The following is a 14941-nucleotide window of genomic DNA, read 5'->3' on the forward strand; positions in this document are numbered from 1 at the left end:
GACAGAACCTGTCGTCGGCTTATTCATCATCATCGTCATCGTCGTCGCGGCTGCCCGCCACCAGAACCTTGACTTCTTTCATCACATTGTCCTGATTTTCCTTGCTCATCAGCACGACCACGATTGCCAGCGGGATGCCGAAGCAGGCTGCGGCAAGCGTGCTCAAACCGGAAAACTCAATCAGGAAAAAGCCCATGAAGAAGAAGGGCATTACGCTGGGACGGCCGATCAGCGTGATAATCAGCGCCAGACCCATGGCCGGAAGCACGCCGCCCGCAACGGAGATTCCGTGAAGGACCCAGGCCGGCAGCATGGCGATAAACGACTGAACAACCGTACTGCCGAAATATACGGCAATAAAAACCGGCGGAAAGCGAAGAACGAAGTTAACGGCAAGAGGATACCACAAAGCGGCATGCTGAATACCCTTTTCATTGCAGGTAAGCGCGAATTTGTCGGCTCTGTGCGCGGAATTTGCGTTGATAATTCTTCTGAGCTGGTTGATAAAGACGCCCAATACGCCGAAAGGTACGGCAAGCACCATTGCGGTTTGGGCGTCCATTCCGCTCTGCATGGCAATCGGAATACCGATGCTGCCGGCGAGGCCCATATCCTGGGGCAATTCGGAACCGGGCGCGATCAGGCCTATGTACATCATGCCGATGGCGGAACCCAGAATCATGGCGGTATGCATATCGCCGAAAGCAATACCGAAGATAAAGGCAGTGATCAGTGGCTGAAATAAAACTTCATGGGTGCCGTATCCGGGCCTCCATGCTTGAATCGTCGCCCAAAGTCCTGCTACAATCGCTATAAGTAACAAAAGCTTCTACCTCCCAAATATAATTTTTTGGTCTCTGAAATTTTATCATTCAAGAACTAAACCGCAGCCGTTTTTCTTTCTCCCCTCCTGTTCCACTTGTCTGCAAAAAAGCGGGGGCTTTGTCTGCAGATGACCAGTTTTACCGGTGCGATTTCGTTTTTAAATTACACGCAAAGGGTTAAACCAAGAAAATCATATCTTCCTTTTCAAAAACAGCTTTCTAAAATAAGCTGAGTCAGCATTTTATTTGGCGAAATTTTTTAAAATATCTTCATAGCTCAGCTTTGGATTCTCCGGAACCACCTGCACAACAATATCCACCTGATCGTCATGGAGTTCCTTGAGCAAACCGACTTCCTTCCGGTTCAGCGACACCGCTTTCAGGATCACCTTCTTGTCCTCTGCGTGCGGAACGCCTCCCAGCTGAATCTGCTTAATAGGCAGGCCGGCTTTAATCATCCGGTGACACGTTTCAATATCCTTGAACAGCAGCATCACCCTGCCGGTTCCGAACTCATTTTTCTGCCACAGGCGCAGCGCTTTTTCTTCGGAATAAATTTTCACTGTAATATCCGCGGGTGCGGCAGAGGTGTAAATCCTTGTCATAAAATCATCGACGGCGAGGATATCATCGACGACTACAATCTTTGTGACCTGATACACCTGTCTCCATTTCACGATTACCTGACCGTGAATCAATCTGAAATCCACTCTTGTCAAAACAATATCTGCCATAAAAATACCCCTTTCGATTTTCACTAAATTTGCAGTTTTTTTCGGATATCAACAATTCCATCGGCTCCCACTTCAACGCAGGTTTTCGCCATCTCCTTGATCGGCGTACCGCTGCGGATTTCCAGTGCTGCCAATAACATTGGTAAATTCAGACCGGTTATACATTCCACATTGGGATTTACAAGCGTAGATGCGATCACGTTAAACGGACTTCCGCCCATCATATCCACAAGGACCAGAACGCCGTCCCCCTCGTCCAGTTTCTGAATCAATTTCAGAGCCTGCTCTTTAAACAGGACCACATTGTCGTCTGGCATCAGCGACAATGTTTCCAGACGCTCCTGTTCTCCCGCAATCAGATGAACGCTTTCGGTAATCCCCTTGCTGAAGGAACCGTGTGTCACTAACAAAATACCAACCAAAGATAACATCCCTTTCTTCCTTTTCTGCCGTATATAATGATTCATTTTTATTCTTGCTCCAATAGAAAACATTTGAAATAATGAAATTATGGAAAAATACGCTGAATGAACAAAGATAAAATAGGAAGCATGAAATTAGCTTCAGCAAAAAATTCATTTTTGCTTTCTTGAAACTCAAGAAAACTGCAAAAGGATTATAAAACAGCGTATTCGTATTGTACAACTTATTTTAAACATATTCAATATAATTTGTTCAACTGTGACATATCTAGGGGGATTGTAACATGAATGTTAATAAAAACTCAGCGGAAAATATGCAGCGGCATTTTGTCAAGGAATGCCTGTTTCTCGCACTGATGGACCTGATGCAAAAGAAGCAGCTCAGCGAGATCACAGTGACCGAATTGACCAAAAAGGCCGGGGTGTCCCGGATGGCTTTTTACAGAAATTATACAAATATCGTGGATATTATTACATGTTATCTTGAGGAAACCACCTTGGGAATCAATGCGAACAACAAGAACAAGCTGATGTATTTGCCAGATACGCTGCGTTCAGTTTTTCAGTTTTTTTATAAGAACAAGCTCCTGATTGAAAACCTAATCCGGGCCGACCTGACCCATTTCATCCTGAATGCAATTAAGAACCATCTGACCACCACTTTTTATCTTTTACTGTATTCCTATGGATTTCAAAGCAACTATGAAGTGTCGGCTCTGGTTGGAATTTTTTACAATATCCTGATCGACTGGAGCCAAAAGGGAATGACGGAAAGTGTGGAGGAAATTACCAGCATCACCTTCTCCATCATCTCCAAATTTGAGAATTACTAGCGGGCAGGCTTCCACTGCTTATATAGCAAAAGGCAGGCCCCCAACAGGCCTGCCTTTTCCCTTCTTTGCGAATGGCTAAAGTAACTTTTCCTATTATTTTTATTTATTTCCGGCTTTGCGACGACGTTCTTAAACTGCGGGCCCAATCCAGCTGGTTTGCCCTCCGATTGAGCTTAAATCTTTGAAGCGGCAGCTTTATCTACAATAATCGTAACATCCGGATGCAATTGCAGAAAGGTCGCCGGTGCTTGTGTGGTGATTTTTTTGCTGCACATTTCTGCAACCGCCTGGGCCTTGTTTTCTCCTGTGGCAATCAGCACAATTCTTTTTGCAAGGAGCATGCTGCGCATTCCCATTGCAACGGCACTGTGGCTGGTGCCCGGATTAACATGATAGCACTCTGTAAGAAGCTCCGTGTCGGGCTTGTTCATGCCAATGTGTGCATCGGTGCCCAATCCCAAAATCTGCATATCCAGCCGGCCCTCCGGCAAACCATTAAACAACGCCTCATATTTCTCGCACTCGTTGTCAATATCTTCTGCCAAACCATCAGGCAGGCGAAGATGTTCCAGTTTCGCGTCAACGTGATCCAATAAATGATCACGCAGGTATTTATAGCAGCTTCCTTCGTCTTCCGGACCAAATCCTACCATTTCTTCCAAATTGTAAAACCACGCATCGGCAAAAGAAACACTGCCTTCTTTATAGAGCGTAATCAGTTCTTTAAACATGCCCACAGGGGTACTCCCGGCGGTAAGGCCTAAGTGGCTATCCGGCTTCAGGAGCAATTGTGCTGCAATCAGGTCGGCAGCAGCTCTGCTTACCTTCTCATAGGAATCGTATACTCGAATTTTCATATGTCTTCCTCTCTTTATCTATATTTTGGAATGCATTGTCGACATTATATACTTATTTTTTTGATGAAACAACGCATTTGAAGTGAACTGTTACAAAACGCCGCGATCTGTTTCGGAATATTTTCAATTTCATACTCGGTTGAACAAAAAAAGTGGCCTTCACCGGACAGCTTACACCCCGTGAAGGCACTATGCTTACATGCTGAACCGGAATCTGAAAACCGTTATAAAATGCAAGCTTGAAAGTATGATAAAAGTATCAGAATATGGATGCGTTCAACGAATGATGTCTTAAAATTTTTGTCTTATCTGGATAGACACTCCGTTAGGGTCATAGACATAAAAATAACGGCTCTGTGCGTCGGGATTTCGGATATCCGAGGGGGCTAGTCCTTTATTTTGCACAAGCTCATGCATTTCGTCCAGTTTTTGTGTTACGAAGCAAATAGAAAAGCCCTTGCCTTCAAACTTCTGCGCCTGTGGCATGTAAACCAATTCGATTTCCGTTTCTCCGCCGCCGTTTGTTAGAAATGCGAGTTCCCCCGGCCCCTCTTTGAAGCGGCGGGATACCTTCAATTCTGCAATTGTCTCATAAAACTCAATAGATTCCTCAAGATTTTTAACCATGATAGTTAGTTGCCTGATATGCATAACGTATCTCCTTTTCATTGGACATTCAATTTTTATAGGTGTCGAACGGCTGTCCTATTACTTGATTTTATATTATATCACATAAAACCCGACGCCCGTATGCCAGATTTGAAAACAGGGAATCCGTATCAATGATAAGCGCCTTTTGATTTCATGAGAAGTCAAAAGGCGCTTTTATTTAATGAGAAAACGGATCAACATCTGCCAGTCGGCATCTTCTTAATAGTTTCATAGAATGCAAAGCCACGTTACCTGTTTGGATTCCAATATATTCTGCAAAATTCTTCAACCTGCTTATCAAGCGATATCAGTGCAGTTTCTTCTTCCTCCGGCTCTCCCATATATTTAGTAAGCAGAAAGAAAATAGGAGAATAAAAGCTTACTGCCATTATTTCAGGATCAATCGAAATAAAATACCCCTGTCGTGTCATTTCACGAAATAGGTTTGCCTGATAAGTAATGCTTTCTTCCATAAATATTCTGTGATAAATTTTATAGATCTCTGGAGAGTGGTACTGCTCCATCATTGCCATTCTCCAAAAGCGCGAAACGAAATCATCTTTCAGATAAAATAAGAAAATTTGTCTGCTAAGAATCCGGAGACCGTCAATGTTCAATTTTCCATATGCATTTGCTTCCGCCTTGCAGTCCCCCGATGCCAGCCCGGCCACAGGAGAGAGTCCGGACATACGGTTTTGCATTTCTTTCACTATCGTGTCAAAAATCTCTTTTTTGCTTTTGAAATGCTTATACAGTGAACTGTCCTTGATTCCTACCGCATCCGCAACATTCTTTACGCTGGTTCCCTTGTAGCCTCTTGTGGAAAAGAGCGTCAGGGCCTCTTCGATGATCTTTTCTTTTGTTGTCATGTTGACTCCTTCAGTAGCATCTTGACCTGTGTCTCTTGGTCAAAGAGGGCACATCCGCCGGTATGCTCCCGCATTAGGTAGCCCTGGCGCAGCTTTTGAAAAAAGGGAGATTGCAAGGATTCCTGCAAAGAGGTATCAGAAACATTGACATCCGAGTACGGAGAAAACGGACAGGGCTCCGCCCCTCCAAATGCATTGATATGAAAAAATCCCCGCCCTGCTGCCAGGCAGCCTCCTGAACTTTTTTCGTCTCCCGGAAAAGAAACCATTAACATATCCGAACGGCTGGCTCTGACAGCATCAAGCCTCTGGGCCATCCGTTTTCTGGCTTCGTCATCCAGCGCCAAATCAGCGGTCCGATGATCTACAGGAACATATTCCACATAAATAATTGCTTTGCAGCCGCTGACGCTCAATTCGTCGATAAAAGAATGCGATAAAACCTCCATCAGGTTTTGTTTTGTCACCGTGACGGAAGCTCCGAATAACAGCTGCCTGTTATGTAGTTCCTGCAGCGCGGAATGCAATCGTTGATAAATCCCGGCCCCGCGTCGGGCATCCGTTGTCTCGCGATTTCCCTCAATGCTTACAATCGGGATTAAATTCCGTTTCCGATCCAGCAGTTCCAGATAGTTCTGATTAAACATCGTTCCGTTTGTAAAGACCGGGAACAAAATACTTGGATACTCTCCGGCTGTTTCCAGCACATCGCGTCGGACAAAGGGTTCACCGCCGGCCAGAAGAATAAACCCTATCCCTAAATCGGCTGCCTCCTGAAAAATGCTTCCCCACTGTTCCGCTCGCAGAAGCTGTTGGGCATTTTCGGCTGAATCTTGGTCATAGCAGCTATGGTTGGCTCTCGCATAGCAGCCTTTGCAATGCAAATTACATTGTGTAGTGATACTTGCAATCAGAAACGGCGGAATATGCTGTCCGTTTTTTTGCGCTGCCTGCCGTAGTTTGATGGACCGCTTGCTCTGCGCGGCATACTTCGCCATAAAACAACTCTCTTTTGGGTTGTACAGAGTTGCTTTCAGAATACCCGATACGATATTCTCAACTCCGTCGGTCAAATACGATTCAAGATGAAAGGCTGCTTCCATTATGTTTTGCCCCCTTGCAATAAAGCTAGTAAATACTAGCTTTAAGTATAGCTAGTGAGTGCTAGCTTGTCAAGGCATAAAACAAAGGTTAGCTTTTGTCTGTTACATTGTTTTTTCCTAAGCTAAACAAATTTTTCGTCTCCTTCTGTAAATATCGTTTATACCAATACAAAACCATATACCGGTCCGATTCCCGAGAGCCCCGATTTGATGATCCTGTTCAAGGACGGTACGCAAAAGAACATTCTCCCAGGCCCCGGAACCGGAACCAAAGAAAACTCTACTATGACTTATCAATTTAGTGCGCCGCTGGATTTTGACAAGGTCGAAAAAATCACAGTGGGTGATGTGGAGATTCCCGTAAAATAATGCAAATACACTTTGTAATAGAACCGAAAGGAAGGGCTTCCGTTTTCTGATTAGATGGAGGCCCTTTTATCGTCTGCACGGGATTCATCAATGTTCTCCCAATAAAAATATAAGATTTTCGTAAGAAATTTGTCAAAATCTCTTAAAACAAAAACTATTTTCATCTGATATAATTAATCAGTCGGGCACTTATCCTCGTTTAAGTCCCGCAGAAGCATCTCCGGAATGCAGTGAATTGTGTTTTTACAGAAATATGTTCAAGAAGGGAAGTTGCAATTTGGACAACCGGAACAGAAAAGAATATCAATATAAGAGGCCGCGAAAAAAGCATTCTTTCCTGCTGCTGCTGATTCTTCTGGCAGCGGCGGCGGCCCTCCTGATACATTTCAGAGTGATCCCGCTGGAACAGGATGTTCTTCCCGGAAAATTATTGTCACAGAAGTCCCCTTCTGCCGGGCTGGAAACGGGAACCATCCCTGAAGAGACGGCAGAGACGCTGCAGGCCATGGCGGCACAGAACCCAAAAGCCGGACCGATCCTGCAAAATCCGGGGCGTTACCCCGAAAGGCTTCTTGAATCGCTGACCCGAAACCCGGAGCTTCTCGATTTCACGCTGGATTATCCGGAGAAAAAGGGCACTTCGGCCAAGAACATCGACCTTTCTGGAAAGGACCGGCAGGGCCGGATTCCGCTTCTGATGCAATGGGACGAGGATTGGGGGTACGCTTCCTATGGGGACGGTATCATTGCGCTGGATGGCTGCGGCCCTACCTGTCTTTCCATGGTTGCCGTCGGACTGACGGGAGATTCCGCCCTAAACCCCAAAGCGGTTGCTGAATTCAGCGAGAAAAACGGATATCTGGATGCAACCGGCAGCACACTTTGGACGCTGATGTCCAAGGGAGCGAAGGATTTGGGCTTTTCCTCCCGGGAAATCCCTCTGGATGAAAGCCTTTTGGCCCAGGAGCTTGCAAAGGGGCACCCGATCATCTGCAGCCTGCGCCCGGGCGACTTCACAACAGTAGGGCATTTTATTGTTTTATACGGATATGAAAACGGGAATTTTCTGGTGAACGATCCTAACAGCAAAAGCCGCAGCGAGCAGGCGTGGAGCTACGGGACATTAAAGCCCCAGATCCGGAATCTCTGGGCGTTCTCCGCATAAATGACGGCCCCCGGTTTACCGGGGGCCGTTTACAAACCAGTCAGGCTTTCTTTGAGAGACAGAATATTCCTTTCAATCTGCCTGATGACCTTAACAAACTCTTCGTCACTTTTTCCCGTCGGATCGTCCAGCCCCCAGTTTTCCCTGCGTTGACAGGGAAGGTATGGGCAGGCGACATTACATCCCATCGTAACGACAATATCGGCCGGAGGAATTTCGGAAAGCAGCTTTGAACGCTGTGTCTTTTCCATGTCGATCCCATAAAGCTGCTTCATCAGGCGAACGGCATCCTGGTTGATCCGCGGCTTTGTTTCCGTTCCCGCCGAATAGCTTTCAAAAACATCGCCGGCAAGGCGGCGGCCCAGCGCCTCGGCGATCTGGCTGCGGCAGGAATTGTGGACACAGATAAATGCAACTTTTACCATCTTTTCCTCCTCACAGCGTCAACAGACGGTCGCCCTTGACTTCTTCGGCACTCCACGCAATCAGCGCAAATTTACCGTCCGCATGCTCGTCAATACGGTTAAGCCATTCCACCTCGCTCGCCGCTTTCGCCGCCAGCATGGGGCTGGTGGTGTCCGTACCATATAGGGATTGATTGACTACCCACCATCTGGCGGCAATCCCTGCCCGCTTCAAGTCCTCCTCCAGACGCAGCGCCTCGTAAAAGGGGGTCGCTTCGGGCAGGGTAACAATGACAACCTCGGTTTCGTCGGATTTCAGCCGGGGCAGCAGCCGCTTTACCGGCTCGGGGATTTCGCCCTTGGTTCGTTCGATTTCGTGGTTATAGCTCTGTGTGGATTCCAGTAAAAGCAGAGTGTGACCCGTAGGCGCAGTGTCTATTACCACCACCTGATCGTCGGCCTTTTCCACTACCTCCGCAAAGGCGCGGAACACGGCGATTTCCTGTGTACAGGGAGAACGTAAATCCTCCTCCACATAGGCAATATCCTCATCGCTCATGCCCGACGCGCGGGCCTTGGCAATCACCTCGGATTGATACTTCTTCAGTTCTTCGGCCTCGTCGATATGACTCATGGAAACACTGCTGGTTTCGTCCAGCACAAGTTTGAGATGTGCGGCGGGGTCGGTGGTGGTCAGGTGGACTTTTTTTCCGCGCTTCGCAAGGCCCAACGCGACAGCGGCGGCGACGGTGGTTTTGCCTACGCCCCCTTTTCCCATTGTAAAAATGACGCGCTTGCCGGCTGCCGCCAGTTCGTCTATGACGTCGTTCAGTACGGGAACACGGGCGGCTTTCAGCGTTTCCGCGTATGCGGCCACATGGTCGGTATTCAGCAAGGCGCGCACATTGGCAAGTCCCGTGACATTATAGGCCCTCAGGGGCACCCTATAAAGCGGAAGCGCCCGTAAGCCTTCCGGCATCTTGTCAAGGGCCGCCTGCTGCTTTTCATACAGTCTGGAAGACAAAGCGTCGCTGTGTCCCGTCAGCACTCCGTTGACAACCAGTATTTGATGATATACTCCTAACGCGGAAAGCTCGCCGGAGGCCCGTTCCGCCTCCTTGAACGGTGCAGTTTCGGGACGGGTAACGAGAATCAGCGTAGTGAGGTTTTCGTCCTCCAGCGTTTCCACGGCCTGTTTGTAAACCGCTTTCCTGCTCTCCAACCCGGAAAGCTGGCCCAGGCAGGACGCACCGTGCGTGCTTTCATTGATAAAGTTGCTCCATGCGGACGGAAGCTGGAGCATCCGCAGGGTGTGGCCCGTAGGGGCCGTGTCGAAAATAATATGGTCGTATTCCTTCTGCACCTTACCGTCTGTAATGAATCCGGAAAACTCATTGAACGCCGCAATTTCGACGGTACAGGAGCCGGAAAGCTGTTCTTCCATATTGGCGATCACCGACGCGGGCAGCCTGCCGCGATAAGGCGTGATCACGCTGTCCCGATACTCGGCGGCGGCCTGTATGGGGTCGAGGTTTGCCACAACCAGATTCGGTACGCCGGGGATGGGCGTCCCCTTGTTTGTCAGTTCCATTGAAAATACATCCTGCAGGTTTGAGGCCGGATCGGTACTAATCAGCAGTACCCGTTTTCCGTTGTCTGCCAGCGATACTGCGGTGGCACAGGCGATGCTGGTTTTACCGACGCCGCCCTTCCCGGTGAAAAACAGGTATTTCGTCAGGGAAATCGTCAAGGGATGAAAAAACTCCATCAGCAGCAGCCCCCCTTGCAGCAACAGTCTCCTGATTTTTTCCGGGTGATTTTCACTTTCACAAGCTTACTCTGTTTTGCCAGCAGCTCTTCAGGAAGATCAAGCAGCTTCGTAAATTCTTCGTTGGTCGGGTATCTGCCTTCTATGATAATTTTATCGTCCACCATGATAACCGGAAGACCCTTCGGACCATAGGCATTGATATAAGTATTGATCGTTTTGTTGTTGACAAACTCCATCGGCGCACTGTTCAGATTGTAGCGTCCGACGGGAATTCCATGATTTTTCAACGTATTCAGTACAGTGGAGATACGCAGCAGTTCAGGATCGACGCCTACTCCGCAAAGGCCGGTGGAACAGCACATGGCCGGTTCAAATATTTTCATTTTTTTCATGACCGACAGCTCCTTTGAATATAATTATTTGTTATTAACCAGGGATTGTGGCTGCTACAGCAATTACTGATTCTCATCGCATCCTTTGCAGCAGTTCCCAGCTTCCTTACAGATACAGTTTTCCTTATCGGAGGTAATGGCGCAGAAAAATTGCTTTGTTTTGCTGATGGTATCCGCATCCAACGAATAGTACGTCCATTTGCCTTCTTCTCTGCCCTTGACAAGCCCGCACTCACACAGGAGCTTCATGTGGTGGGACAGAGTGGATTGGGACATCTCAAATTTTTCTAAAATCATGCAGGCGCAAAGCTCCCCGCAGGAGAGCATATCTACAATCATAGCTCTTTTGGGATCCCCCAGCGCCTTGAACACTTTTTTGTATTCCGAATAGTTTTCCATGCCGGCACCTCAAATCTATAAACTTCGATATGACTATTATATGCATCAAATCGAAAAACGTCAATATGAAATTCAAATTAAATTTTGCAAAAAAAGACACCCGTGAATTCACAGGTGTCTCCAAATCATTCTATAGATTTCAACGCAGTCTGGCTCATAATCTCCCTAATAAGCCGAAAGTCATTATATACCATTTTCAAATATTGGCTCTATATACTCTTTTATCAATTCTATTCTATCCTTGGCGTCCGGCATTAAAAGAGAAGCGATAGAAACAACCATCTGTTTCTTCCTATTAACATAAATCACATTTCCGCCATCACCCAAAGCTGCATAGCTATCTCCGTCAATGATCCACCAAAGGTAGCCATAGGATAGATTGCCCCATTGGACGCAGCGGCTATGTTCCCTCGTGCTGTCAGTTATCCACCCGGTCGGTACAATCTGTTTGCCGTTCCACACACCGCCGTTTAAATACAGTTGACCTATTTTTGCCATATCCACAGGTGTTAAAAAAAGGCCCCAGCTCGCCGTGCTTATCCCTTGGGGATCAACAGCCCAACCACTGGTGTTTTTATCACTCATTACAGCCATTTGCTCCTCTTTACTATGCAATACCACATTGTGCGCAACATCGATTTCCAATGGAGAGAATAAATTTTCCCCAGCAAAATCAAGAATTGACTGCCCTGTGGCTTTCACAAGAATGCCTGACAAAATGTGGGTTCCTCCGATAGCAGAATAATTAAATTCCCCAACGGGCCCATCACCGCCTAACAAATCCAGTGCATCCTGAATTGGGTTTCGGCTGGCAAAGAACTTTTCATATGGTTCCATCTTGTATTTATATGGAGCCGTCATGGTAAGTAAATTTTTAACCGTAACTTCCTGTATTGTTTTTTCACCGATTTCAACAGTGTAATCCGGAAAAAAGTCCAATACTTTCTGGTCGACGCTTTTGATGTATCCTTTATGAATGGCGATACCAATCAACACAGAAACCGCGCTCTTTGTTACCGACGCCACGTGAACAGCATTATGGGAGGTGTACCCATTCCAGTAGTTTTCATATAACACTTTGCCGCTTTTCTGTACAACAATGCCCGCAATATTGCTGTAATCGCTGTTTATTATCTTTTGAAGCTCTTTAATTTTTTCTTGATTCATAAATTAATATCTCCTTTAAGTGAATAAAGGATATCCTTGAAATTAAGGATATATCCATTAAAAATCATTTGCAAGAACTTTTTTAAAATTAATAAAAACTTGGCTACCCTTCGAACATTCAATTGCATATCCTGTATAAAATGGGGCTTGCTATAAAACTAAAGGCTTTTCCGAAAAGAGAGAGTTGCTATTGTTACATCCAAGTCAGCGATACTTTCACATAATCCTTGCACTGCTGTTTGTTTGCAGTAATAAGCCTAGCCCCCATTACTTCTATATTTCTATTGCATTCCTGTTCAATTTTTCGCGGGGATTGAATTCCATTAAAGTAGCTGTATGCATACAACTTAAACATATCGACGGGTTATATGGTTTTCTTCGGGCTTCTTTTGTTTCTGAATATGTAAATCCGATTAAGGGAATGTCTATTTTATCCACGATGGCGTCGATGGCTCTAACTTCGAAATCAGAGGCAATCATTTCATCAATGCACATAGGTATGTAGTCTAAATCTCCATTTGTTTCAGGTTCTTTACAAAAACTTTTGAGCTTATAATAACATATTTTCCTATACAAAAAAAGACATGGACATTCCTTGACGGAAAGCCATGTCTTTTGGGAAGTCAGGCCATATAAAGATCCACATAAAGACGTGAGCAACACCTTATTGCAATTATTCATCCGCTGATCGGTTATTAGATCGGATCAGCGGCATAAAAATATCGTCCACGATCTCCGCTATTGTTGTGTCGGAAATTTCTTGCTTTGTGATCAGCTCATAATGCAGCAGATTAAAAGGCAGCAAGATGATCCGGGGCGACAGTTTTTCCAAACGAATTTCCCCGCGGAGTTCCGCGTTTTTCATGATTGTCATCATAGCCGCCGTCATCTTATCCTCTTTATTCTCCGATCTCCGCTGGACGATTTGAGGCATGGAAGCAACTAAAGTACGCCAAACCTGCGGTTCCATCATCAGTCCCCGGATCGTCTGCGGGCCGATTGTTTTCACTGGTTCCACACGTGCGCGCAGATAGGCAACCACATCGTCGCGCAGGCTCCCGGTATCCGGTATGTCGTCTATGTTGATTGTCGGTATCCATTTACGCAGGGCGGCTATCACAAGCTCCGACTTGTTGGCCCAGCGGCGGTAAAGGACAGCCTTATTGGTCCCCGCCCGCACCGCGGCGCTTTCCATCGTCAAATGCGAATAGCCATTTTCGACGAGTTCATCCATCGTAGCGTCCAGGATCGCTTCCTCCAGAATTTCTCCCCGGCGGCGCGTGCCCTTCTTTTGCTCGTCCATTTTTCAGTTTCCCTCCAAGCCTCAACACTTCACGAGCCTGTTGTAAAAATCCACATAAGGAACGAAAAAGTTTCTTATTTCTATGTGGAGTGTGTCAATTGAATAAAATCTGTATTTATCATATCATATCCATATAAGAAACGCAACCGTTTCCTTAATTAAGCGAAGGGAGATTTCTCATGAGTACAGAGAATATAAAACCGGTAAAAGAAAAGCTTGACCGGGTCGTGTTCAAGACTGCCATGGTTCTGGTCGTTGGGGCGCTTGCACCGCTGTTCGATTCGACGATGGTCAACGTGGCGCTCCACGCCATTGCGGCTGATATGAAAGCAAATATTTCTATCGTGCAGTGGATCACGACGGGGTACGTTCTGGCGATGGGGCTGGCCGTTCCGGTTTCAGGATGGGCCACCAAACGATTCGGAGGCAAGCGATTATACGTCTTTTCACTGGCGATTTTTTTAATTGGCTCCATATGCTCTATGCTGTCATGGAACATCGAAAGCATGATTATTTTCCGGGTCATTCAGGGGATCGGCGCCGGATTGATGATGCCGACGCTGCAAACGGAGCTTGTACAGGTTTCCGGCGGACGCAATCTTGGGCGGATCATGTCGATTGTCAGCATACCCGGTCTGCTCGGGCCGATCCTTGGTCCGGTATTGGGAGGGGTTCTCATTAATGTCTGGGGCTGGCACGCTATTTTCTGGGTAAATATCCCGATCTGCATCGTGGCAATCCCGTTAGCCTTGTGGGGAATACCGGCCGACAAACTGCCGGAAAAGAAAGAATCCCTTGATGTGATCGGCATGATTTTGCTCTCTCCCGCGTTTGCCCTCCTGATCTATGGCATTGCCCAGATTGCTTCGCACGGGGGACTTGGCAGCAGCACGGTCTATATTCCGCTTATCATCGGCGTCGTTTTAATGGCATCCTATGTCGTCTATGCTTTGAATACGAAACGGGAACCGGCTCTGAATGTGCGGCTGTTCAAATCCGTCAATTTTTCCGCTTCAAATATTCTGCTGATTTTCAGCGGCATCATTACGAACGGGGCCATGCTGATGCTGCCGCTCTATTATCAGGAGGTACGCGGTGCAAGTGCACTGTCAGCCGGCTTATGGCTGCTTCCTCAGGGCATAGGTATGCTGCTGACCAGAAGCTGGGCCGGGAAAACAGCTGACCGTAACGGCTCGCGCAACATTGTGCTGATGAGCCTCGCCGCTATTGCAATCGGTACGCTGCCGTTTGCTTTTGCGGGTACGGATACGAATTATATCCTTTTGTCTATCGCCTTGTTGGTTAGAGGGGCAGGGCTTGGCGGCTTATTTATTGCAATCATGATGTCCGCCTATATTGGACTTCCAAAAGAGCAGGTTCCTCATGCGAGCATTGCCACACGGATTTTTCAGACCATCGGCGGAGCTTTCGGGTCCGCCATTCTTGCAACCGCCGCTCAGCAGCAGATGGCGGGCCACATACAGTCTGATCTTCCTGCTGTTGCCTATTCCTTCAACGTCTCGTTCTGGTGGTCGATCGGCTTCACCGTGGCTGCAGTAATTCCTACGTTGTTTTTGACGATGCTTAAAAAATCGGAGCCGGAAGCGGCCACGGAGGAAACAATAGAGAAAGCGTGAAAACCCGCATCATTTGCCAAAAGCGAATTTAGTTGAAAAAG

General features: G+C 46.9%; 16 protein-coding genes. 3 read left to right on the forward strand and 13 right to left on the reverse strand.

Annotated features, from left to right (window positions below):
- Positions 1-19: 19 nt before the first annotated feature.
- The 3 genes from LY85_RS07190 to LY85_RS07200 form a co-directional block, all read right to left on the reverse strand.
- The gene (locus LY85_RS07190) at positions 20-823 is read right to left on the reverse strand and encodes a PTS sugar transporter subunit IIC (RefSeq protein ID WP_042082145.1); all 804 of its coding nucleotides are present in this window, start codon (positions 821-823) and stop codon (positions 20-22) included.
- Positions 824-1066: 243 nt separating this feature from the next.
- Positions 1067-1558 (reverse strand): PTS sugar transporter subunit IIB, encoded by a 492-nt coding sequence (locus LY85_RS07195; RefSeq protein ID WP_038325472.1) that lies wholly within the window; start codon positions 1556-1558, stop codon positions 1067-1069.
- Positions 1559-1581: 23 nt separating this feature from the next.
- Positions 1582-1989, reverse strand: coding sequence for a PTS sugar transporter subunit IIA (locus LY85_RS07200; protein WP_185741144.1), 408 nt, complete (start codon positions 1987-1989; stop codon positions 1582-1584).
- Between the two features lie 275 nt (positions 1990-2264).
- Between LY85_RS07200 and LY85_RS07205 the strand changes: the two genes are divergently transcribed.
- The gene (locus LY85_RS07205) at positions 2265-2813 is read left to right on the forward strand and encodes a TetR/AcrR family transcriptional regulator (RefSeq protein WP_141826081.1); all 549 of its coding nucleotides are present in this window, start codon (positions 2265-2267) and stop codon (positions 2811-2813) included.
- A 173-nt stretch (positions 2814-2986) separates the two neighbouring features.
- Here the strand turns inward: LY85_RS07205 and LY85_RS07210 are convergent, their stop codons facing one another.
- From LY85_RS07210 to LY85_RS07225, 4 genes are all read right to left on the reverse strand, one after another.
- On the reverse strand, positions 2987-3670 hold the full coding sequence (locus LY85_RS07210) for a glucosamine-6-phosphate deaminase (protein WP_141826082.1): 684 nt from the start codon (positions 3668-3670) through the stop codon (positions 2987-2989).
- Positions 3671-3961: 291 nt separating this feature from the next.
- On the reverse strand, positions 3962-4321 hold the full coding sequence (locus LY85_RS07215) for a VOC family protein (RefSeq protein ID WP_141826083.1): 360 nt from the start codon (positions 4319-4321) through the stop codon (positions 3962-3964).
- A 248-nt stretch (positions 4322-4569) separates the two neighbouring features.
- Complete coding sequence (locus LY85_RS07220) at positions 4570-5190, reverse strand: TetR/AcrR family transcriptional regulator (protein WP_141826084.1); 621 nt, start codon at positions 5188-5190, stop codon at positions 4570-4572.
- The gene (locus LY85_RS07225; RefSeq protein WP_141826085.1) at positions 5187-6293 is read right to left on the reverse strand and encodes a radical SAM protein; all 1107 of its coding nucleotides are present in this window, start codon (positions 6291-6293) and stop codon (positions 5187-5189) included. The genes LY85_RS07220 and LY85_RS07225 overlap by 4 nt, the downstream gene beginning before the upstream one ends.
- Positions 6294-6939: 646 nt before the next feature.
- Here LY85_RS07225 and LY85_RS07230 point away from each other — a divergent pair.
- Positions 6940-7827, forward strand: a complete 888-nt coding sequence (locus LY85_RS07230; RefSeq protein ID WP_243122500.1) for a C39 family peptidase — start codon at positions 6940-6942, stop codon at positions 7825-7827.
- A 29-nt stretch (positions 7828-7856) separates the two neighbouring features.
- Here the strand turns inward: LY85_RS07230 and LY85_RS07235 are convergent, their stop codons facing one another.
- The 6 genes from LY85_RS07235 to LY85_RS07265 all read right to left on the reverse strand — a co-directional run bounded on the left by LY85_RS07235 (position 7857) and on the right by LY85_RS07265 (position 13263).
- Positions 7857-8252, reverse strand: a complete 396-nt coding sequence (locus LY85_RS07235; RefSeq protein WP_141826086.1) for an arsenate reductase ArsC — start codon at positions 8250-8252, stop codon at positions 7857-7859.
- Positions 8253-8262: 10 nt separating this feature from the next.
- Positions 8263-9999: an arsenical pump-driving ATPase gene (gene arsA, locus LY85_RS07240; protein WP_141826087.1), complete on the reverse strand. Its 1737-nt coding sequence runs from the start codon at positions 9997-9999 to the stop codon at positions 8263-8265.
- The gene (gene arsD, locus LY85_RS07245; protein ID WP_141826088.1) at positions 9999-10394 is read right to left on the reverse strand and encodes an arsenite efflux transporter metallochaperone ArsD; all 396 of its coding nucleotides are present in this window, start codon (positions 10392-10394) and stop codon (positions 9999-10001) included. Before arsD ends, arsA begins: the two co-directional genes overlap by 1 nt.
- Before the next feature lie 63 nt (positions 10395-10457).
- Positions 10458-10793, reverse strand: a complete 336-nt coding sequence (locus tag LY85_RS07250; RefSeq protein ID WP_141826089.1) for a metalloregulator ArsR/SmtB family transcription factor — start codon at positions 10791-10793, stop codon at positions 10458-10460.
- A gap of 183 nt (positions 10794-10976) precedes the next feature.
- Positions 10977-11960, reverse strand: coding sequence for a serine hydrolase (locus LY85_RS07255; protein ID WP_141826090.1), 984 nt, complete (start codon positions 11958-11960; stop codon positions 10977-10979).
- Positions 11961-12633: 673 nt separating this feature from the next.
- Positions 12634-13263 carry a TetR/AcrR family transcriptional regulator gene (locus LY85_RS07265; RefSeq protein ID WP_141826092.1) on the reverse strand — a complete coding sequence of 210 codons (630 nt, stop codon included), beginning with the start codon at positions 13261-13263 and terminating at the stop codon, positions 12634-12636.
- A gap of 179 nt (positions 13264-13442) precedes the next feature.
- On the opposite strand from LY85_RS07265, the gene LY85_RS07270 reads away from it, so the two are divergent.
- Positions 13443-14900 (forward strand): MDR family MFS transporter, encoded by a 1458-nt coding sequence (locus LY85_RS07270; protein ID WP_141826093.1) that lies wholly within the window; start codon positions 13443-13445, stop codon positions 14898-14900.
- The last annotated feature ends 41 nt before the right edge of the window (positions 14901-14941 follow it).

This window comes from Clostridium sp. KNHs216, assembly GCF_006714885.1.
In the GTDB taxonomy this organism is placed as follows: domain Bacteria; phylum Bacillota; class Clostridia; order Oscillospirales; family Acutalibacteraceae; genus Caproiciproducens.